The organism is Sphingobium sp. LMA1-1-1.1, assembly GCF_040676365.1.
Classification (GTDB): Bacteria; Pseudomonadota; Alphaproteobacteria; order Sphingomonadales; family Sphingomonadaceae; genus Sphingobium.
This window is the reverse complement of record NZ_JBEGHS010000001.1, coordinates 649,622-671,178: the sequence shown is the minus strand read 5'-3', so window position 1 is coordinate 671,178 and position 21,557 is coordinate 649,622. Positions and strand designations below refer to the sequence as shown.

At 64.7% G+C, this 21,557-nt stretch carries 15 protein-coding genes; 9 read left to right on the top strand and 6 right to left on the bottom strand.

All coding sequences use genetic code 11. The annotated features are described in order from the left end of the window. Positions 1–28 precede the first annotated feature (28 nt). Positions 29–430: a MerR family transcriptional regulator gene (locus MRBLMA1_RS03265; protein WP_363734984.1), complete on the top strand. Its 402-nt coding sequence runs from the start codon at positions 29–31 to the stop codon at positions 428–430. Between the two features lie 24 nt (positions 431–454). On the opposite strand, the gene ruvX is transcribed toward MRBLMA1_RS03265, so the two are convergent. Together ruvX and MRBLMA1_RS03255 are read right to left on the bottom strand one after the other, a co-directional pair. Then, positions 455–925, bottom strand: coding sequence for a Holliday junction resolvase RuvX (ruvX, locus tag MRBLMA1_RS03260; RefSeq protein ID WP_363734983.1), 471 nt, complete (start codon positions 923–925; stop codon positions 455–457). A 2-nt stretch (positions 926–927) separates the two neighbouring features. Continuing rightward, positions 928–2,046: a DUF3089 domain-containing protein gene (locus MRBLMA1_RS03255; protein ID WP_363734982.1), complete on the bottom strand. Its 1,119-nt coding sequence runs from the start codon at positions 2,044–2,046 to the stop codon at positions 928–930. 106 nt (positions 2,047–2,152) lie between these two features. Between MRBLMA1_RS03255 and gatC the strand changes: the two genes are divergently transcribed. From gatC to MRBLMA1_RS03235, 4 genes are all read left to right on the top strand, one after another. Further along, positions 2,153–2,440: an Asp-tRNA(Asn)/Glu-tRNA(Gln) amidotransferase subunit GatC gene (gene gatC, locus MRBLMA1_RS03250; protein ID WP_133651941.1), complete on the top strand. Its 288-nt coding sequence runs from the start codon at positions 2,153–2,155 to the stop codon at positions 2,438–2,440. Then, the gene (gene gatA, locus MRBLMA1_RS03245) at positions 2,440–3,942 is read left to right on the top strand and encodes an Asp-tRNA(Asn)/Glu-tRNA(Gln) amidotransferase subunit GatA (protein ID WP_363734980.1); all 1,503 of its coding nucleotides are present in this window, start codon (positions 2,440–2,442) and stop codon (positions 3,940–3,942) included. Before gatC ends, gatA begins: the two co-directional genes overlap by 1 nt. 228 nt (positions 3,943–4,170) lie before the next feature. Beyond that, on the top strand, positions 4,171–5,673 hold the full coding sequence (gene gatB, locus MRBLMA1_RS03240) for an Asp-tRNA(Asn)/Glu-tRNA(Gln) amidotransferase subunit GatB (RefSeq protein WP_363734978.1): 1,503 nt from the start codon (positions 4,171–4,173) through the stop codon (positions 5,671–5,673). Between the two features lie 50 nt (positions 5,674–5,723). Further along, complete coding sequence (locus tag MRBLMA1_RS03235) at positions 5,724–6,608, top strand: hypothetical protein (protein WP_363734977.1); 885 nt, start codon at positions 5,724–5,726, stop codon at positions 6,606–6,608. A gap of 149 nt (positions 6,609–6,757) precedes the next feature. Here the strand turns inward: MRBLMA1_RS03235 and MRBLMA1_RS03230 are convergent, their stop codons facing one another. The 4 genes from MRBLMA1_RS03230 to MRBLMA1_RS03215 form a co-directional block, all read right to left on the bottom strand. Next, complete coding sequence (locus MRBLMA1_RS03230) at positions 6,758–9,967, bottom strand: autotransporter domain-containing protein (RefSeq protein ID WP_363734976.1); 3,210 nt, start codon at positions 9,965–9,967, stop codon at positions 6,758–6,760. 102 nt (positions 9,968–10,069) lie between these two features. Further along, positions 10,070–12,514 (bottom strand): TonB-dependent receptor domain-containing protein, encoded by a 2,445-nt coding sequence (locus MRBLMA1_RS03225; RefSeq protein WP_363734975.1) that lies wholly within the window; start codon positions 12,512–12,514, stop codon positions 10,070–10,072. Next, positions 12,498–13,430 (bottom strand): FecR family protein, encoded by a 933-nt coding sequence (locus tag MRBLMA1_RS03220; protein ID WP_363735388.1) that lies wholly within the window; start codon positions 13,428–13,430, stop codon positions 12,498–12,500. Before MRBLMA1_RS03220 ends, MRBLMA1_RS03225 begins: the two co-directional genes overlap by 17 nt. Before the next feature lie 55 nt (positions 13,431–13,485). Further along, a complete protein-coding gene (locus tag MRBLMA1_RS03215) occupies positions 13,486–13,998 on the bottom strand; it encodes an RNA polymerase sigma factor (protein WP_133651998.1) in 513 nt (170 codons plus the stop codon). Positions 13,999–14,281: 283 nt separating this feature from the next. Between MRBLMA1_RS03215 and MRBLMA1_RS03210 the strand changes: the two genes are divergently transcribed. The 4 genes from MRBLMA1_RS03210 (at position 14,282) to glgC (ending at position 21,552) form a co-directional block, all read left to right on the top strand. Continuing rightward, a complete protein-coding gene (locus tag MRBLMA1_RS03210; protein ID WP_363734974.1) occupies positions 14,282–15,487 on the top strand; it encodes a serine hydrolase domain-containing protein in 1,206 nt (401 codons plus the stop codon). A gap of 87 nt (positions 15,488–15,574) precedes the next feature. Then, the gene (locus tag MRBLMA1_RS03205; RefSeq protein ID WP_363734973.1) at positions 15,575–18,061 is read left to right on the top strand and encodes a glycogen/starch/alpha-glucan phosphorylase; all 2,487 of its coding nucleotides are present in this window, start codon (positions 15,575–15,577) and stop codon (positions 18,059–18,061) included. Between the two features lie 18 nt (positions 18,062–18,079). Continuing rightward, entirely contained in the window at positions 18,080–20,242 is a 2,163-nt protein-coding gene (gene glgB / locus MRBLMA1_RS03200; RefSeq protein ID WP_363734972.1) for a 1,4-alpha-glucan branching protein GlgB, read from the top strand. A 50-nt stretch (positions 20,243–20,292) separates the two neighbouring features. After that, a complete protein-coding gene (gene glgC, locus MRBLMA1_RS03195; RefSeq protein ID WP_363734971.1) occupies positions 20,293–21,552 on the top strand; it encodes a glucose-1-phosphate adenylyltransferase in 1,260 nt (419 codons plus the stop codon). Positions 21,553–21,557: the final 5 nt, after the last annotated feature.

The following is a 21,557-nucleotide window of genomic DNA, read 5'->3' as shown; positions in this document are numbered from 1 at the left end:
GGGTCCGTACCATGGTCCGGAGTCAAGCATGGTGATGACGATTTCCGGTCTGGCGCGCGCGGGCGGCGTGGGCGTCGAGACCATACGCTTTTATCAGCGTCGCGGCCTGCTGGACACGCCCGACCGGCCGGAGGGCGGCGGCCTTGCCGGTGGCGTGCGACGCTATGGCGAGGACGATGTGCGGCGTTTGAAGTTCATCCGCGCGGCACAGGCGGCCGGCTTCACCCTGGATCAGATCGGTGAGTTGCTGCGGCTGGACGCCGGTCAGGATCGCGCACGGGCGCGTGAACTGGCGGCGGAGCGGCTGGCGGCGCTGGACAGGAAGATCGCGGAACTGGAAGCGGCAAGGGACAGTCTGCGGCGGCTGGCCGGCGCCTGCCATGCCTCCCGGGAGGGGCCTTGCCCGATCATCTCCGCCTTCGAAGAGTAGGGCTTCGAGGAGTAGGGCAGGGCGTCAGAACCCGGACATCAGCCCGTCGATCGCGCCCTGCAAAATATAGCTCGCGGCGAGCTTGTCCACCAATTCCTCACGCCGCGCACGGCTGGCATCCGCCTCCAGCAGCGTCCGCGTCACCGCCTGCGTCGACCAGCGCTCGTCCCACAGCAGGATCGGCAGGCCCATGTCCGCGATGTTTCGGGCAAAGGCGCGGCTGGCCTGGCTGCGCGGGGATTCGCTGCCGTCCAGGTTGAGCGGCAGGCCGATGACCACGCCCCTCACCAACTGCTGCTCCATGAAAGCCGCCAGCGCGATCTTGTCCTTGGTGAACTTGCCGCGGCTGACCGTATGGGCCGGGCTGGCGATGGACCATTCCGCATCGCAGAGCGCAAGGCCGATGGTCTTGGTGCCGACATCCAGCCCGATCAGGCGGCCGCCATGGGGCAGGGCTTCGCGGAAAACCGCGCGGTCGGCAGTGACAATGGACATGTTTACTTCTTCAGAAAGGCGGCCAGCCGCTGTTTCGCATCCTCGCGCACATCGGCCCAGAACAGCGCATAGTCATAGACGTGATAATTATTGCCCGGCAAGGTGAACGGGCCCATGTCCACCGGTTCCCCGATCATCAGCACGCCACTGGTGTCGCAGCGCGCCGGGACGACGCCGGCGACCAGCCGGGTGGGCTTGCCGGCGTCCCGCGCATCCAGCGTGCCGCGATTGGCGCTGGCGGGGGCCGCGCCATTGAAGGCGCCGGTGATCGGATTGGTGCAGAGCATATGCGTGCCCTTGTGCGGCCGGCCGGTGAAGCTGGGCTTGCGCTCGAAACTCTCGATCGCGGCCGATGGATCGGCCGGTTCGGCATAGCTTTGCCAACTCACGATGCAATGCGACTGCTGCCGCCGCGCGCATGCGGGAAGGCCAAGCGCCGGCAGGTCGGCCTCGACCGAAATCGGCCAGCCCACGGCATAGACGGCGGCGATGCGGTCAGCGACCGGCTTTCCCGCCACCTGCTCGCGCAGCAGCCTCAGCAGATGGAACGAACCCTGGCTATGCGCGGCGAGGATCAGCGGCCCCTGCGGATTGGCCTTGAGAAAGGCGGCAAAGGCCTGGGCGACGTCGCGATAGGCCGCGGCGAGCGACTGGTCGCCCGCGGGCTTGTCGGTCAGGAAGGCGCCATAATTGGCCTGGCGGTAGCGCGGCGCCCAGATGGCGCCCACCGCGTTGAAGGCGCTCGCTTGATTCTGCACGAAGCGCCGCGCCGTCGTGAGCGAATCCTGGTCGTCCAGGTGCATGTTCCAATGCGCGTCGCCCAGCGTCGTGATGTAGGATGTCGGGTGGATGAAAAAGACCGCAGCCTTGTTGGTGGCGGGCGCATCCTTCACCCCCTCCGGCAGCCAGGCGGCGGGATTGTCCTTCCTGATGTCGGGCCGCGCGATCCACATGCCGGCATCGTCATAGGCGTTGGCCGGCAGGGGCTGAATCTGCGCAAAGGCCTCCCGCGGGACCATGACCGCCCGGATCATCTGCATGCCCCAGATGCGATAGGCCAGCAATGCCGCGATGACCAGCACGATCAGGCCGGCTACGACATAGAGAAATTTGCGGGCCAATCGGCGCTCTCCATCGGGATGCTGTGCAGATGCTTTCCTGTCTGGCGCAAGCGCAACATGCGCGCAAGGACTTGAAGCATGAAGGTGCCGATGGTAGCGGCGGCGCATGTCGATAGACCTTCAGACCGTAAAGAAGATCGCCAGCCTTTCGCGCATTTCGGTGACGGATGCCGAAGCCGAGGCGATGGTGCCCGAACTCAACAACATCCTTGGCTGGGTGGAGCAACTGGGCGAGGTGGACGTGACCGGCGTGGAGCCGATGACCGCCGTCATTCCCAACACGCTGCGCCTGCGCGAGGATGTCGTCACCGACGGCAATGTCCGCGACCGGGTGCTGGCCAATGCGCCGCAGGCCGAACATGGCTTCTTCGCGGTGCCCAAGGTGATCGAATAATGTCAAATCCTACAGACAAAAGCGCGCTGACCGATCTGACGGTGGCGGAAATCCGCGACGGCTTCCGTGGCGGTGACTTTTCCGCGCGCGAAGTGGCAGAGGCGTTCAACGCCAATGTCGCCGCCGCCAAGGCGCTGAATGCCTTCATCGTCGAGACCCCGGAAAAGGCCCTGGAGGCCGCCGACGCCGCCGACAGGGCGAAGGCTGCGGGCGAGGCTTTGAAGCCGCTTTCGGGCGTGCCGATCGGCATGAAGGACCTCTTCTGCACGGAGGGCGTGCAGACGACCGCTGCCAGCCACATGCTGGAAGGCTTCACGCCGACCTATGAATCCACCGTATCGAAGAAGCTGTGGGACGCGGGCGCGGGCATGCTGGGCAAGCTCAATCTCGACCAGTTCGCCATGGGTTCGTCGAACGAGACAAGCTATTACGGCAATGTGATCTCGCCCTGGCGGCGCGGCGGCGGCGACAATGCCGCGCTGGCGCCGGGCGGTTCCTCGGGCGGCTCCTCCGCCGCGATCTCTGCGCGGCTCTGCCCTGCGGCGACCGGAACCGACACGGGCGGCTCGATCCGCCAGCCGGCGGCCTTCACGGGCATTTCCGGCATCAAGCCGACCTATGGCCGCTGCTCGCGCTGGGGCATCGTGGCCTTCGCCTCCTCGCTCGACCAGGCCGGGCCGATGGCGCGGACGGTGCGCGACAATGCGATCCTGCTGGAGACGATGGCGGGCTTCGATCCCAAGGATTCGACCTCGCTCGATCTGGCTGTGCCGCAGTGGGAAGCCAATCTGTCCAGCGATCTCAAGGGCAAGAAGGTCGGCATTCCCAGGGAATATCGCCCTGACGGTCTGAACGCGGAAATCTCCGCCATGTGGGATCGCGGCATCGAATGGCTGAAGGACGCGGGCGCCGAGGTGGTGGAGGTGTCGCTGCCGCATACCAAATATGCGCTGCCGACCTATTATATCATTGCGCCCGCCGAGGCTTCTTCGAACCTCGCCCGCTATGACGGCGTGCGCTATGGCCAGCGCGACCTGCCCGATGGGGCGGGCCTGCAGGACATGTATGCTGCGACGCGTGCCTTGGGCTTTGGGCCGGAGGTCAAGCGCCGCATCATGATCGGCACCTATGTGCTGTCGGCGGGCTTCTACGACGCCTATTATACGCAGGCGCAGAAGGTCCGGGCGTTGATCGCGCGCGATTTCGAACAGGCTTTCGAAAAGTGCGACCTGCTGCTGACGCCCACCGCGCCGAGCGCTTCCTTCGCGCTGGGCGAGAAGCAGGCTGATCCTCTCGCCATGTATCTGAACGACGTCTTCACCGTGCCTGCGTCGCTGGCGGGTCTGCCCGCCATGGCGGTGCCGGGCGGACTGGACGCGCAAGGGTTGCCCTTGGGTTTGCAGATCGTCGGCAAGGCGCTGGACGAGCAGACCGTGCTGAACGCAGGCCTCGCCATCGAGGAACGCGCAGGCTTCACGGCGCGGCCGGAGAAGTGGTGGTAAGATGCACTTCGCGGAACTCGTGGAGGGCATAGTCGATATGCTGAGCTGTTTCACAAGTTCAGGGAGGCAGAAATATCAACGTAACGATGATCGTCCGGCCAAGCGTCGCAGGATCAGCGTTGCAACGGCGGATGCGACCGTAGATCGTCCCAAGACAAGATTGTGGGGCAAGGGTCGTCGAAGCAGGGATCGGATCGCTCCGACGGAAATTGATGGGCAAGAAGCGAAATGACTGAATCAACCTATCGCATTCAGGGCGCAACCGGCGAGTGGGAGGTCGTGATCGGCCTGGAAGTCCATGCGCAGGTGACGAGTCAGGCGAAGCTCTTTTCCGGCGCGGCCACGGCCTTCGGCGCGGAGCCGAACACGCAGGTCAGCCTGGTCGATGCGGCCATGCCCGGCATGCTGCCCGTGCCGAACCGCGAGTGCATCCGTCAGGCGGTGCGCACCGGCATGGCGATCAGGGCGCAGATCAACAAATGGTCCCGCTTCGATCGCAAGAATTATTTCTACGCCGACCTGCCGCAGGGCTACCAGATCAGCCAGCTCTACCACCCGCTGGTGGGCGAGGGTGAGATCGAGATCACGCTGGACGAGAAGAACCCCGACAGCAGCACCAAGACGATCGGCATCGAGCGCATCCATGTCGAGCAGGACGCCGGCAAGCTGATGCATGACCAGCATCCGACCCGTTCCTATGTCGACCTCAACCGTTCCGGCGTGGCGCTGATGGAGATCGTGTCGAAGCCCGACATGCGTTCTCCCGCAGAGGCAGGCGCTTATCTGTCGAAGCTCAGGACGATCCTGCGCTATGTCGGGTCGTGCGACGGCAATATGGACCAGGGGTCGATGCGCGCCGACGTCAATGTGTCCGTCCGCAAGCCGGGCGAACCCTTTGGCACCCGCACCGAGACGAAGAACGTCAATTCCGTCCGTTTCGTCATGGCCGTCGTCGAACATGAGGCCAGCCGTCAGGTCGACGTGCTGGAGGCCGGCGGCAAGGTGGTGCAGGAAACCCGCCTCTACGATCCGGACCGGAATGAGACGCGCTCCATGCGGTCGAAGGAAGACGCGCATGACTATCGCTATTTCCCCGATCCGGACCTGTTGCCGCTGGAACTGGACGACGCCTTTCTGGAGGAATGCCGCCAGTCGCTGCCGGAACTGCCCGACGCCAAGCGTCAGCGCTATGAGCAGGCGCTGGGCCTGTCCGCCTATAATGCCGCCACGCTGACCGCCGACGCCGACACCGCGCGCTGGTTCGAGGCGCTGCTGGCAGAGGGCGCGCGCATCCAGAAGAAGAGCGAGGGCGAGGTCGCCAAGGCTTCGGCCAACTGGCTGCTGTCGGAACTTTACGGTGCGCTCAACCGCCTCGGCAAGACGCTGGAGGAAAGTCCCGTCAACCCGGAAGAGGGCGCGGAACTGCTGGCCCTCATCGCCGATGGCACGATCAGCGGCACCATTGCCAAGCAGGTGTTCGAGATCATGCTCGAAACCGGCGAGAGCGCGCCGAAGATCGTCGAGGAAAAGGGCCTGAAGCAGACGAGCGACACCGGCGCGATCGAAGCGGCGGTGGCCAGGGTTCTTGCCGATAATGGCGACAAGGTCGAACAATATAAGGCGGGCAAGGAGGCGCTGTTCGGCTTCTTCGTCGGCCAGACGATGAAGGCCATGCAGGGCAAGGCCAATCCGCAGGTCGTCAACGAACTCGTCAGGAAGGCATTGGGCTGATCTGTTTCTAGGGCCGGCATGGGGATGCCGGCCTTCTATGGGGGGTGGATATGAACAGGGGGATTTTCGTCGCGGGGCTGTGCCTCACGGCATGCGTCGCGACCGTCGCGGCGCGGGCGGAAACGCTCAACAATGACAGCGTCGTCGCGCTGGTTTCCGCAGGCCTGGGGGATGAAGCCGTGATCGCGAAGATCAAGGCTTCGCCCGCCCAGTACAGGCTCTCCACCGATGACCTGATCGCGCTCAAGAAGAGCGGCGTTTCCGGCCCCGTCATCGCCGCGATGATCGAGGCGGGATCGCAGGGCATCACCTCCGCCAAGGCGGCGATGTCGGCGGACTCGCCCGATCCGCTCGTGCCGCATCCCTCCGGCATCTACATGCTGGTCGACGCCGCCCAGCCTGCCCGCATGGCCCGGATCGATCCTACCATTTCCAACCAGAGCAAGACCGGCGGCATCCTGGGCTATGCCTTCACCGGCGGCATCGCCTCCCTCAGCATCAAGGCGGTCATTCCAAATGTCAGCGCCCGCATCGTCTCGGGCAAGGCGCGGCCCATCTTCTACTTCTATTTCGATGAGGCCAATCGCAGCCTGTCGCAGGCAGGGGCGCCGTCTCTCTGGCTGGCAGGGCCGGCGACGGCGATCACCTCGCCCAATGAATTCAGCCTGATCCAGTTCGACGTGAAGAAGGACCGTCGCGAAACCCGCGTCGGCAGCATGAATCTGGGCGGCGCCAAATCGGGTGTGATGGACAAGGACCGCATCGCCTTCGACTATGAGCAGGTGGCGCCCGGCGTCTTCAAGGTCATGCCGAGGGTGGATCTGGGCACGGGCGAATATGGCTTTCTCTATTCCGTCAGTGCCGGCTCCGGGCCCGGCATGTGGGGCGGGGGCACGGGCGGCGCGCGAATCTTCGATTTCGCGATCCGGCCCTGAAGGCGGGACAATAAAAGGGGCGCTGCCGGGGGAAGGCAGCGCCCCTTCCTTTAGGGCCATGACACCGTTGGGAAGACGGCTTAGGTCATGGCGGATCGGCGGGCCCGGAGGGTCTGTGGGGTGTGGCCCGCCAATTCACTGCTAGGACGTCACAGGATGAAGTTAACCGTCGCCCGCAGGGACAGGGCGACGTGATTTTGTTGTTGTTCCGCTCCGAATTCGCCGCCGACGCGGAAACTCTCGGTGCCGCCGATCAGGCGCGCGCGCCCGGTCCAGCCGCTGGTGCGCTTGTCCGCGATCAGGGTGAAGTCCTCGCCGCCGACATAATGCGCGGTCGTGTCGCCCAGCGATCCGCCGATGATCTGCCGACGCCCGCCTTCCAGCTCGAACCGCATCCAGCCATCCTCGCGGTTGCGGCTGCCGAAGTCGTAGCCGACAGTGACATTGCCGCTGGCGGTCAGCTCGTCGCTGGTGCGGCTGTCGACGATCAGGTCGAACGCGTCGCCGCCGCCCGTTTCGCTATAGCCGCCTTCTTTCAGCCTGTAATAGTCGATGCCGGCCGCCGGCCGCAGGGTGAAGCGATTGAAGCGCATTTCATAGGACCCGCCCAACGTCGCCGAATAGAGCTTGCCCGACCAGTCGCCGTTCGCCGTGCGGACGAGGTCGCCGGATGCAAAGTGGCGACCGCCGCGAAAGTCGATATGGGCGGCCGAAACACGGGCATAGGTCTGGAACGGCCCGAAATCGCCGCGCCAGTGCGCCGCCAGTTCGAACTGATCCGAATCGACCACATTGTCGTTGCTGCCGGACGAATCGCTGCCGTGAATATAGGCGATGGATGCGCCCAGCGCGCCGATCCCCGTCAGATATTCCGCGCCAAGGCTCGCACCCCATCCATTGATGTCATAGGACGCCGTGTCGCCCACGCTCTTGGAACTGCCGAACGCGACCTGTTGCAGCCAGAAACCCAGATTGCCGTCAGCCGTGCGATAGATGCCGCCCGGATCGGCCAGGATGCGGGCGGTGGCGCGCGAACCGGCGGTCACCGCCTCGAACGTGCCGCCGGCATGGTCGGGCAGCATCTGCTGCAGATTGGCCTTCAGCGTGTCGCCGTCGGTAATGGCAAGATAGTTGCTGGCAAAGGCGCTGTCCTTGTCCAGCGCGTTGAAGATCGCGTCATAGGCGCGCGCCTGTGATCCGGTCAGGCCCAGATCGGACACGGTCTTGGCGGCGATCGACAGGGTCACTTCCCCCGTGGCCGCATTGCTGGTGATGCCGCCCTTGAACATATAGGGGATCAGCGTCGTGCTTGAGAGGGCAGGCGTGCCGTTCAGCGATCCGGCGCGGACGATGACATAATTGCCTTCGGACCCGGCAACGCGGGTCAGGGTCGCCTTCACCTGCGATCCGCTGGCGAAGTTTGCGGCTCCGGCGACATTGTAGAGCGTATTGGTGCCATTGGCCGTGTCGACCCTCACGCCGATGACGGATGATGCGCCGACGGAGAGCGAGGCAAGCGCGACGGGACCATTGTTGCTGGCGTTGAGCATGCCGCCGTTCACGACGACCGCGGTATTGCCGGCGTTGGTGACGGCGCCATTCAGGGCCGCGGTGCCGGAGAGGGTCAGCGTCGATGGACCCCCGCCGAAATCCACGCCGCCGTTGATCTGCGAGCTTCCGGAGAGCGCCAGGCTGGAACCATTTCCGCCCATGGCCACATTGCCCGCCAGGGTGGAGGAACCGGACAGCGCCAGGCTGTTGCTGCCCCCGCCCAGGTCGACATTGCCCGCGATGCTGCCTGCCGACACGGTCATGACATCATTGCCCGACCCCAGCCGCACGTCCCCGGTGATCTTCGGCGCCGTTGCGGTCGCCGAGGCAAGCGACTGCGTCAGGGTAACGCCGCTGCTGTTGGCGGTCATATCGATGGCGACGTTCGATCCGCTCTTGCCCCCCGTTGCCGAAATCGCACCGCTGTTGGACAGGGAGGATACCGTGCCCGACGCATCGAGGATGGCGATGGCCGTGCCGTCCGTGCTGCTGATCGCGCTGGCGGAGATGGTGCCGCTGTTGACGATGGCGCGGCTCGTCGCGCCAGCATCGATCACCAGCGCGCGGGCGGAGGTGCCGGCAAGTTTCGAACCCGACGCGCCCACCGTGCCGCCGATCTGGATGGTATCCGCCATGGTGCCGCTGCCCAGGCGAATGGCCGTGGCATTGCTGTCATAGGATACCGCGCCGACCGATCCCGACACCAGCAATCCCTTGGTCAGCGTGACATTGCCGCCCAGCCCGCCAATGACCAGGCCGTTGGCGTTCACGCCATCATAGACGCCTTGCCCGATGATCGTTCCCTTGACGATCAGGCCATAGCCGGAACTGTCGGCTGCCACCGCGCCGATGGTCGTGGCCGCCGTGGCCGAGCCGATCTGCACCGCAGCGGCCGAGCCATAGGTGATGATATTGGCGGACCCTTCGGTAGCGTCGGGCAGGCCGTCATTGTCGACGTCCGGTTTCGTGCTGTCGAGCGTGGGCGGGATGTCGAAGATGATGCCGCCGGTCACATTGCCGGCGATCGTCACCGCCGATCCACCCTGAAGCAGATCGTCGGGGTCCAGTTTGGAAATGTCACTGGGCCGCGTCGTGTAGCGGTAGCCGGTGCTGGTGATCGTGCCCTGGATCTTGACCGCTCCGTTCACGTCCCCCTGCAGGGCCACGCCAATGCTGTTGGCGCCCGTGACCGTGGTCGTTCCGCGGATCGTGACATTGCCCGTCACCGCATTGGCCAGCACGCCATAGCCATTGTCGCCCAGCACGCTGGTGGAGCCGCTGGTCGACAGATTGCCGGTCAACGGCGCATCGATGCGGATCCCGGCCGACTGGTTGCCCTCCACCGTGATGGTTCCGCTGCTGTCGATATTGCCGATATGCGCCGCGCCGGACCGGACCCAGATGCCGTTGCGGTTCGAACCCTTGGCGAAGGGGCCGTCCAGATCGCCGTCATTGTCGGTGTCGGTGGCCGTATAATCCTCGTCCAGGGTGATCGTGCCGCTGTTGCCGATGTTGCCGCTCACGCCCGCGATCGAAAGAATGCCGGTCGCGCCGTCCGCGTTCGAAATCTTCAGCGTACCTGCATTGCTGACATTGTTGTTGCTGTCCTGGGTGATGGCGGTGCCGCTGGTCAGGGTGACCGATCCTGCGGAACTGACCGTCACGTCATCGGGGGCGCCGTTGGCGGCGGTGGCTGTCCTGACCGCCGTCGTGGTGGAGGAACCTATGGTGGTTTCCGCCGCCGCATCGGCCACTGCAAGAGCGGCCAGAACGGAAGCGATGGCCGTACAGGCCAGTAGATTGCGCATGATGTCTCCTCTGCGTGCCGCGCCTCTTGTCGATGAGCGCGCATGCGGGGGAGACGGCGCCGGACCGGCCGGTCCGTCACCTAAAAATAATGAGACGCAGGATCAGAAGGCGAAATCCATCCCCAACCGGATCGTCCGGGGACGCTGGGGCGTCACATAATCGCCGCTGATGTCGAACGGCGTGCCCAGCGAGAAGCGGTTGCCGCTGCTGTCGAACAGGTTGGTGAGAGACAGCGACCATTGCATGGGTCCGCGGGTCAGCGCGGCGTTGAACGCCGTGTCCACATAATTGCCCTGTTCGCGTCCCAATATCGGTCCGACGCCCAGGCGCGACTTGCCGACATAGCGGGCCGATCCGCTGAGATGGAGTTGCATCTCGTCTCCCACGCGCGCGCGGTAGTCGACGCCGATGCGCCCGCCCAGATTGGCGACATTGGGCAGGCTCAGCGACTGCCCTTCATAAGATAGCAGCCGCACGAACTGCGCCGGACGGTTGAGCCGACTGTCGTTGAAGATGATGCTGCCGTCCAGCGTCAGGCGCGGGATGGGGCGGACGACGACGCGCCCCTCCACCGTATAGATGCGTCCGTCCCCGATATTGTCGGTGGTCGGAATGCCGATGCGATCGGTGACGTCGGCCTGGATGTCCTTCCACCTCGTATAGGCGAGATTGCCGGTCAGCGCGATCCTGTCGACGCCCGGAATGCCCCGGCGAAAGCCCAGTTCCAGCGTGGAGGCGCGGTCGTTGCGGAAACGCTGGATATGCTGGTCGTCGACCGCCAGCCCCCCGGGGCGAAATCCCTGCTGGAAACGGGCGTAGATGGTGGTTCCCCGCCAGGCGTCGGTCAGCAGCGAGAAGGAGGGGAGGAAGATCGTTTCGTTCCGGTTCGCCTGCGCCTCGGCCCTCGCAATGGCGGCGAGGGACAGGAGGGCTATGGGATCGAGCGCCTCGCCGGTCAGGCGGCTGTTGGTCAGCCGGCCACCGACCGTGGCGATCAGGCCGCGCACGGGTTCGAAGGATGCCTCGCCGAACAGCGTCGCCTCGCGGATGCGGTTATGCACGCCGGTCGACGTCGCCGGCATGCCGCGCCCGTACATCGGCACGCCGGGAATGACCTGCGGCTGCATCATGTCCGCGCTGTAGGATGTCAGCGAACGATGGATGTCCGACGTGCTTTCCAGATAGGACGCGCCCAATATCCAGCCCAGACCATTGTCCAGATCGCGGACAATGCGGTTTTCGGTCGAGAAGATATCGACCTTGTTCCTTTGCCGGAACAGGGCGGCGGGCGCATCGGCCCCGAACGGGTCATATTGCGTCGCGTCATAGCTTTCCGTCAGGACGTTGTGGACGAAGCCGGTGGACGAGATGAAACGCAGATCGTTCCACTGCCTTTCGATGCGCAGATTGGCGAGCGCATAGCTGGACGAATAGGGCTGGGCGACGGCGGATGCGCGCTCGAGTTCGCCGACATCCTTTTCCGCATATTGGGCATCGTCGCCCTTGATACGCTGGAAAACGCCGGTGAGGTCCATGGTCCAGTCCTCGTTCGGCGCGAAACGCAATGCGGCGCGACCGCCATAGGTGCGGATGCGGTTGACGTCATGCCTGTTGCGCAGGACGTCGTCGATATAGCCGCCATCCTGCACGCCGTAACCAACGACGCGCAGCGCGATCTTCTCCGTCACGATCGGCAGGTTGATCGTCGCGGACAGGTCCCCGCCGGGCGCGCCATGTTGCGTGGCGCTGAGGCCGGCGGAAGCTTGCCCGCCGGTGCGCACCAGATCGGGCGCATTGGGTATCATGCGCACGATGCCGCCCAGCGAACCGGCGCCATAGAGCGTGCCCTGCGGGCCCTCCAGCACTTCCACCCCCTGCATGTCATAGAGCCGCAGGTCGGGGTCGGGCGCCGCATAGTTGAGCCGCATGTCGCCCAGATACTGGCCCGACGTCGCCTGCGTGGGGCCGGCAACGCCGCTGTCGGCGATGGCGCGGATGAACAGCTTGTTGCGGCCTTCGCCGGCATGGGTGGAACTGAGGCTCGCCACGCGGAAGATCAGGCTGGCGGTGCCCCCGGCCGCCTCGGCGGCGGTGAAGGCGTCATCGCCCACCACATCGACCATGCCGGCATAGCGGGGCAGCGGGGTGTCGCGCTTGGACGCGGTGACGATGATGTCGGCAGGTTCGGGCGCGGCCTGCGCAACGGGCCGGGCTATGTGAGGGCGGCCCTGTTCGCGCGCGGCAGCAGTCCGCACGATCCGCCAGGTGGTCGCGTCGATCCGCCGGATGCTGGCATCGCTGCCCTTGATCAGCCGTTTCAGTGCAGCTTCGACCGAGAGGCGGCCTGCCACGGCCGGCGTGGCGATGCCCGCCAGCGACTGGTCGGACATGCCGATGCTGGCTCCGGTCTGGCGGCCGAGCGCTATCGCCGCCTCACCCAAATGTCCGGGGGCGATGCTGATTTGCTGTCTATCCGCCGCCCGCGCGGGCGAAGCGGCCATCATGGCGAGGGCGGTGACGATCAGGACGTCAGCGTGGCGGGCCATCCCCCTCCTTCAACAGCCAGCCGTCGCCTTCCCTGACGGCGCTAAGGCCCATCAGTGGCGCCGCCTGGCCAAAGAACCGCGCCGGATCCCGGTCCAGGCGGATCGTGCCGGTGAAGCGCATGGCCCCCGCGCCGGGCGTGGCGGTAAGCCGGACGCCCAATGAACGGGCGATGTCGGCACTGATCTGCGTCACCGGGGCATTGGCATAGCTCAGCCGGCCCTGGCGCCAGCTTGCCACGGCATCGGTCGCGATATCCATGACGCGCAGGCCGTTCTCGTCATCGGTCAGGGCGCGACCGGCGGGGAGCGCGATCGCCTCCGCCTTCGGATTGTAGATGACCTCGCCCTCCGACACGCCGATACGCGTCGCTGTGCCGGTCCGGACGATGTTGAAGACGGTGCCTGCGTCCTCGAACAGCGCGTTGCCCACCGTGACGCGGAAGGGGTCGGCCGGGTCATGTCGCACGGTGAAAGCGGCCTCGCCGCTGTCGAGTGCCGCGAAACGCGCGTCATGGCGATCGAAACGCATGGTGGTGCCACCGTTCAGTTCGATATGCGTGCCTTCATCCAGCGCGACGGTGCGCGTTTCGCCGGGCCGGGTCGTGACGGTGTAGATGTCGCTGCGGTTCCACATGCCGATAGACAGCGCCGCGACCAGCGCCGCGGCCACTGCGCCGCCGCCGATCAGCGATCTCGGCCAGCGCCAGCCACGCGTGCCCGCATCATTGGCAGGCGCGGCGATGACGACCGGCTCTGCAGGAATGATCCGCACCAGGTCGGCGTCCGCCGCCATCAGCGCGTCATAGGCAGGCGCATGCGCGGGATCGGCCTCCAGCCAGGCGGTGAAGGCTTCCCAATCGGCAAATTCGGGATCGCGCGTCCGGATGACCCATCCGAGCGCCTCCTCGTTCATCATGGCCTTAGCCCCGTTCATTTCAGCCCCTCATCTGAACCAGACGCCACCGCCATCCTCATTCCGTATCCAGTTTCTGCTTGAGGGCGATCATCGCGCGATAGGCTTTCTGCAGGTCCTTCTCCACGGTGGTCAGGCTGACGCCCAGTTCCTCCGCGATCAGCCGTTGTCCCACGCCCTCCAGACGGAAGCGACGGAACACCATCTCGACCCGCGGCCCCAGGGACCGCAGCACGGCGCGGGCCTCCTCCAGCCGTTCGTTCAGGACCAACCTTTCATCGACGGCGATATCCTCCGACGGATCGGCCATCACGCCGCCTGCACCCTCCGCCCAATCCTGTTCGCGCCGCTCCCGCCGCGTGGCGGACCGATAGCGATCGAGCATCAGGTTGTTCGCCATGCGGTAAAGATAGGGCAGGGGATCGGCGATCGGGCCGAGATCCTTCTCCTCCAGCTTCATCCACATGTCCTGCAACAGATCCTCGGACTCATCGCCCGCGCCGCGCGCGCGCAAAAACCGCAGCAGGGCAGGGCGATTGTTCAGGAAGATGGCGGAGAGGCCGGTAGCCATGAAGAACGTGCGTCCAGTGGGATCAGGCGGTTGCCATAAAGGGCCGATGAGGGCGTTGCAACGGTCAAGCGGTCCATGGGATCTTGCCATTTACCCGCGGCCATGCCTGTTCTAGGACGGATCGACATTCAGGTGATGACGAGCCGAAAATGGTGGTTTTTCGTGACCCGGCGCGCAGCCTACTTCCAGTAGGTGAGCACGGGAAGCACGGAAAGCCGCCATTTGCAGGCCGCCAGGACTGAATGTCGATCCGTCCTGGATGGTCAGGTCGGCAGGAGGATCGATGCAGCTAATCGGGCAGGTGGACGTGGCGGCGGCGCGAGCGGCCGGCATGGATGCCGGAAAATTGCAGGCGCTGGCCGATTTTGTCCATGACCGCTATGTCGCGCCCGGCAAGCTGCCCCATATGCAGTTGCTCGTGTCGCGTGACGAGCAGCCGATCGTCTCCGTCCGCAGCGGCGCGGCGCGCGCCACCGGCGAGCCGCTGGGCGACGACGCGCTTTACCGCATCGCCTCCATGACCAAACCGGTGACATCGGTCGCCTTCATGATGCTGTTGGAACAGGGGCTGGTCGCGCTGGACGATCCGGTGGTGAAGGTGCTGCCGGAATTTGCCGACCTCGCCGTCGGCGCCGATGGAATCGGGCGGATGCGGCGACCGATACTGATGATCGACCTGTTGCGGCACACCTCTGGCCTGACCTATGGATTGCAGCGGCAGACGGCCATTGACGCGCGCTATCGCGATCTTGGCCTGGACGAGTTCCAGCAGAAGCGCAGTTCCGACGACTTCATTGCGACCCTCGCCGCGCTGCCGCTGGAATTTTCGCCCGGTGACCGATGGAACTATTCGGTTTCCACCGATGTGCTGGGCATCGTGGTCGAACGGCTGAGCGGCCTTGACCTGGAGCGCTATTTTCGTGAGCGCATCTTCGATCCGCTGGGCATGCCCGACACATTCTTCGAACTGCCGGAGGACCGGGTCGAGCGGATGACGGACGCGTGGCAGTGGACACCGGACGGCACGCTTTCGCTTTACGACCGGGGCGCGCGCAGCGGATGGCGCAGGCCGCTCAGGCTGCGTTCGGGCGGCGGCGGCCTCCTATCCTCCGTGGCTGATTACCACCGCTTCGCGCGGATGCTGCTGCGCGGTGGCGAACTGGACGGCGTGCGGCTGCTGAAACCGGAAACGGTCGCGACGATGCACGCCAACCATCTGCCCGGCGGCGGCGACCTGGCCGGCCTGTCCTCCTCCATGTTCAGCGAAGCGGATTATGCGGGCGTCGGTTTCGGCCTGGGCTTCGCGACGGACCTTCGGACGCAGGAATATTATTGGGGCGGGGTGTTCTCCACCTTCTTCTTCATCGATCCGGTCGAGCGGCTGATCGCCATATTCATGACCCAGCATTTTCCCTCGAGCATCCATCCGGTCCGTCGCGAGTTGAGGCAGGGTGTTCGCCGTGCCATCGCCGAAAGCCGCACCGATTAATTGCTGCGCTGCAAAATTTGCTGGTGGCGCGCCTCGGGACGGCGTGCCATCATCGCGCCTGGACTCAAAGGCGAAAGGGGCACATTTATGAACCTGAAAGGCCAAACCACCCTTCCCAAGCCCGCTCCGCGGCAGGTCGACCCACAGGTCCTTGCCCATGAGATCGTCGAGCGGCTCACCTACCGGATCGGCAAGAACGCGACGGCAGCCAAGCCGCATGACTGGCTGCATGCGGTGATCCTCGCCATTCGCGACCGGGTAATCGACGCCTGGATCGCCTCCACGGAGAAAACCTATCAGGAGCAGGGACGGCGGGTCTATTATCTGAGCCTGGAATTCCTGATCGGACGGCTGATGCGCGACGCGGCGTCCAACATGGAAATGCTGGACGACATGCAGGCGGCCTTGGCGTCGCTGGGCGTCGACATCGACATCATCGCCGCGCTGGAACCCGACGCCGCCCTGGGCAATGGCGGCCTTGGCCGACTTGCGGCCTGCTTCATGGAGAGCATGGCGACAGTGGATGTGCCCGCCTATGGCTATGGCATACGCTATGTGAACGGCATGTTCCGGCAGGAAATTTCGGACGGCTGGCAGGTGGAACTGCCCGAAACCTGGCTGACCCACGGCAATCCCTGGGAATTTGAACGGCGCGAGGCGAGCTATGAGATCGGCTTTGGCGGCCGGGTCGATCCGTCGGAAAATGAGGATGCCGGTCCCCACCAGATGCGCTGGCGCCCGGCCGAGCGGGTCATCGCCACGCCCTATGACACGCCGATCGCGGGCTGGCGGGGCAAGCGGGTCAACACGCTTCGCCTGTGGGAAGCCCAGCCGATCGATCCGATCCTGCTCGACCGCTTCAACGCTGGCGACCATCTGGGCGCGCTGACGGAAAGCAATCGGGCGGAGGCGCTCACGCGCGTGCTCTACCCGGCCGACAGTTCCCCGGCGGGACAGGAATTGCGGCTGCGGCAGGAATATTTCTTCTCTTCCGCATCCCTGCAGGACATCGTCCGGCGGCATATCCAATATTTCGGCGATATACGCACCCTGCCGGACAAGGCGGCGATCCAGCTGAACGACACCCATCCGGCGGTTGCCGTCGCGGAACTGATGCGGCTCCTCCTCGACGATTACGGCCTCGACTTCGACGAGGCGTGGGACATCACCCGCCGGACGTTCAGCTACACCAATCACACGCTGCTGCCCGAAGCGCTGGAAAGCTGGCCGGTACCGCTGTTCGAACGGCTGCTGCCCCGGCACATGCAGATCGTCTATGCAGTGAACAGCCGGCTGCTGGGGGAGGCGCGACGCCTGAAGGCCGAAGATGGCGCGGGCCAGTTCGACGACCGGGCCATCGGCACCATCTCCCTGATCGACGAGGGGGGAGAGCGGCGGGTGCGCATGGGCAATCTGGCCTTTGCCGGATCGCACAGCGTCAACGGCGTGTCGGCGTTGCATACCGAATTGATGAAGGAAACGGTTTTTGCCGATTTCCACCGGCTCTACCCGACGCGGATCAACAACAAGACCAATGGCGTCACCTTCCGCCGCTGGCTGATGCAGTGCAATCACGGGCTGTTCGAACTGATCAGGGAAGCGATCGGGGACCGCTTCATGGACGATCCCGAAGCGCTGCGCGAGCTGGACCGCTTCGCCGACGACAGCGCGTTCCAGGAGAAATTCCTGGGCGTCAAGCGCGCCAACAAGGTGGCGCTGGCCGATCTGCTGCGCCAGCGGGTCAATGCCCGGATCGATCCTTCGGCCATGTTCGACATCCAGATCAAGCGCATCCATGAATATAAGCGGCAGTTGCTCAACATCATCGAGGCGGTGTCGCTCTACGACCAGATACGGTCGCATCCGGAGCGGCATTGGGTGCCGCGCGTCAAGCTGTTCGGCGGCAAGGCGGCGCCCAGCTATCACAATGCCAAGCTGATCATCAAACTGGCGGGCGATGTCGCGCGGGCGGTCAATCACGACCCGGCGGTGAATGGCCTGCTGAAGGTGCAGTTCGTACCCAACTATAATGTGTCACTGGCGGAAATGATGATTCCGGCGGCGGACCTGTCCGAACAGATTTCGACTGCGGGCATGGAGGCGTCGGGCACCGGCAACATGAAGTTCGCCGTCAACGGCGCGCTCACCATCGGCACGCTGGACGGCGCCAATGTCGAAATGCGCGACCATGTGGGGGAGGAGAATATCGTGATCTTCGGCCTCACCGCCGCGCAGGTGAACGAACGGCGCGCCCAGGGCTACGACCCGCGCGAGGTGATCGGCCAGAGCCGCGAACTGGGCCAGGCGCTGGATGCGATCGCGAGCGGCGTCTTTTCCCCCGACGATCCGGGACGGTACAAGGATCTGGTGCAGGGCATCCATGATCATGACTGGTTCATGGTCGCGGCCGACTTCGACAGCTATTCCGCCGCGCAGCGCCGGGTGGACGGAATTTGGCAGGATCAGGCGCTATGGGCGCGCAGGGCGATCCACAATGTCGCCCGCATGGGCTGGTTCTCGTCGGACCGTACGATCAGGGAATATGCGACGGACATCTGGAAGGTGCCGGTTTGAAGCGAGGCCGGATCTAGCGTGGGCCCGAACCCGGAACAGATCGCCCGCCTGCTGGAGGGGCGGGAGGACGATCCCTTCGCCACGCTTGGCGTCCATCCGGCGGCAAAGGGTTTCACCGCCTGCGTCTTCCTGCCGGACGCGGTGCGGGTCGAGGCCTGCAGACTGGACGGCAAGGCGGTCGGCATGTTGGACCGGCTCCATCCGGAAGGGCTGTTCTTCGGCAGGATCGCCATCCGCAAGCGCCAGCCGCTGCGTTACCGGGCGACCTATGCCGATGGCGGCGAACATGCGCTGATCGATCCCTACAGCTTTGGCCCGGTACTGGGGCCGATGGACGATTATTATTTTGCCGAAGGGTCTCACGCGCGGCTGTTCGACAAGATGGGTGCCCATATCATGACCCATGAAGGGGTGGAGGGCACGCATTTCGCGGTCTGGGCACCCAATGCGCAGCGTGTGTCGGTGGTGGGCGACTTCAATCGCTGGGACGGACGCCGGGCGCCGATGCGGCGTCGCCAGGATGCGGGCATATGGGAAATCTTCCTGCCCGAACTGGGCGTCGGCAGCGCCTATAAATATGAGATTGTCGGGCCCGACGGCAATGTCCTGCCGCTGAAGGCCGACCCCTTCGCCTTCCGCTCCGAATTGCGGCCCGCCACCGCTTCCGTCGTGGCGGCCGCCCCGGACCATGACTGGGGCGACGAACGCCACCGCGACTATTGGCAAAAGGCCGATCCGCGTCGCGAGCCCGTTTCCGTCTATGAGGTGCACGCCGGTTCCTGGCAGCGCGACGATGACGGCAATTTCCTTTGCTGGGATGCCCTTGCCCAACGGTTGATCCCCTATGTGGTCGGCATGGGCTTTACCCATATCGAATTCCTGCCGATCAGCGAATTTCCCTATGATCCGAGCTGGGGATACCAGACCACCGGGCTATACGCGCCGACCGCGCGCTTTGGCGATCCGGAGGGCTTTGCCCGCTTCGTCGACGGCGCGCATCGTGCTGGCGTGGGCGTCATCCTCGACTGGGTGCCCGCCCATTTCCCCACCGACGCCCATGGGCTGGCCCGTTTCGACGGCACCGCCCTTTATGAACATGCCGATCCGCGCAAGGGATTCCATCCCGACTGGAACACGGCGATCTACAATTTCGGCCGGCGGGAGGTGGCGCAATATCTGGTCAACAACGCCCTCTTCTGGGCGGAGCGCTACCATGTCGACGGGCTGCGGGTCGATGCCGTCGCCTCGATGCTCTATCTCGACTATTCCCGCAAGGAAGGGGAATGGATCCCCAACAGCCAGGGCGGGCGGGAGAATGTGGAGGCGGTCGATTTCCTGCGGCAGATGAACAAGGCGCTCTACGGCACCCATGGCGGTGTCATGACCATCGCCGAGGAATCGACGAGCTGGCCCAAGGTGTCGCATCCCGTCCATGAAGGGGGCCTGGGCTTCGGCTTCAAATGGAATATGGGCTTCATGCACGACACGCTGCGCTATCTGGCACGTGATCCGGTGCACCGCGCCCATCACCATGACGACATCACCTTCGGCCTGCTCTACGCCTTTACGGAGAATTTCGTGCTGGCGCTGAGCCATGACGAGGTGGTGCATGGCAAGGCTTCCCTGCTGCACAAGATGCCGGGGGACGACTGGCAGAAATTCGCGACCCTGCGCGCCTATTACACGATGATGTGGGGCTATCCGGGCAAGAAGCTGCTGTTCATGGGGCAGGAATTCGCCCAGCGCGATGAATGGAGCGAGGCGCGGGCGCTGGACTGGCATTTGCTCGATCACGCGCCGCATCGGGGCGTGCAGTTGCTGCTGAGCGACCTCAACCGCCTCTACCGCTCCCGTCCTGCGCTGCATGCCCGCGATTGCGAGCCGGAGGGGTTCGACTGGGTCCTGGTCGATGCGGCGGCGGACTCGGTCTTCGCCTGGGTGCGACGCGCGCCCGGCGTGGCGCCCATCGTCGTCATCAGCCACTTCACGCCCACATTGCGCCACGGATACAGGATGCGCCTTCCCTCCGGCGGCCGCTGGCGGGAAATCGTCAACAGCGACGCCGTCGACTATGGGGGCAGCGGCGCAGGAAATATGGGAATTGTCGTCGCTGATGAAGAGGGGTGGGCCAATGTCACCATTCCACCGCTTGCAACGTTGATGCTGGAACTGGAATATTGAAACGAACGGGCGGAATATCAACGCTCGCGAGCATGAAGGAGAAGAGGGCGATGCAACCAAGGAACCAGCCGATCGCCCGTGACGCCATGGCATATGTACTGGCCGGGGGCAGGGGCAGTCGCCTTGCCGAACTGACCGACCGGCGCGCAAAGCCCGCAGTGCATTTCGGCGGCAAGGCCAGGATCATCGATTTCGCCCTGTCCAATGCGCTCAACAGCGGCATCAGGCGCATCGGCGTCGCGACGCAGTACAAGGCGCATTCGCTGATCCGGCATCTCCAGCGCGGCTGGAACTTCTTTCGCACGGAACGCAATGAAAGCTTCGACATCCTGCCCGCCAGCCAGCGCGTGTCGGAAAGCCAATGGTATGAAGGCACGGCCGACGCGGTCTTCCAGAATATCGACATCATAGAAAGCTATGCGCCGGAATATATGGTCATCCTGGCGGGCGACCATGTGTACAAGATGGATTATGAACTGATGCTCCAGCAGCATGTCGACAGCGGCGCGGACGTCACTGTCGGTTGCATGGAGGTGCCGGTGAAGGAAGCCAGCGGCTTCGGCGTCATGCATGTGGACGAGCAGGACGTGATCACCGCCTTTGTGGAAAAGCCGAAGAACCCGCCGCATATTCCCGGCAGTCCCGGCATGGCGCTGGCGTCCATGGGCATCTATGTCTTCCGTACCGCCCTGCTGATCGAGGAACTGCGACGCGACGCGGACGATCCGGACAGCAAGCGCGATTTCGGGGGCGACATCATCCCGCATATCGTCCGCCACGGGAAAGCCGTGGCGCATCGTTTCTCCAACAGTTGCGTCCGCGCCGAAAGCGAACCCGTGCCCTATTGGCGCGACGTCGGAACGATCGACGCCTATTGGCAGGCGAATATCGACCTCACCGATGTGGTGCCCTCGCTCGACCTCTATGACCATAGCTGGCCGCTCTGGACCTATTCCGAAGTCACGCCGCCGGCGAAATTCGTCCATAATGAAGAGGGGCGGCGCGGTTCCGCCACATCGTCCCTGATCGCGGGGGGGTGCATCGTGTCGGGATCCTCGCTGCACCACAGCCTACTCTTCACGGGCGTGCGGACGCACAGTTTCTCGTCCGTGACGGAAAGCGTCGTCATGCCCAATTGCGTGATCGGCCGGGGTGCGCGGCTGCACAAATGCGTGCTGGATTCGGGCGTCATCATCCCGCCGGGCCTGATCGTCGGAGAGCATCCCGAACATGACGCGCAACGTTTCCGACGAACGGACAGCGGCGTGACGCTGATCACCCAATATATGATCGAACGGCTGGTGGACTGATCTTG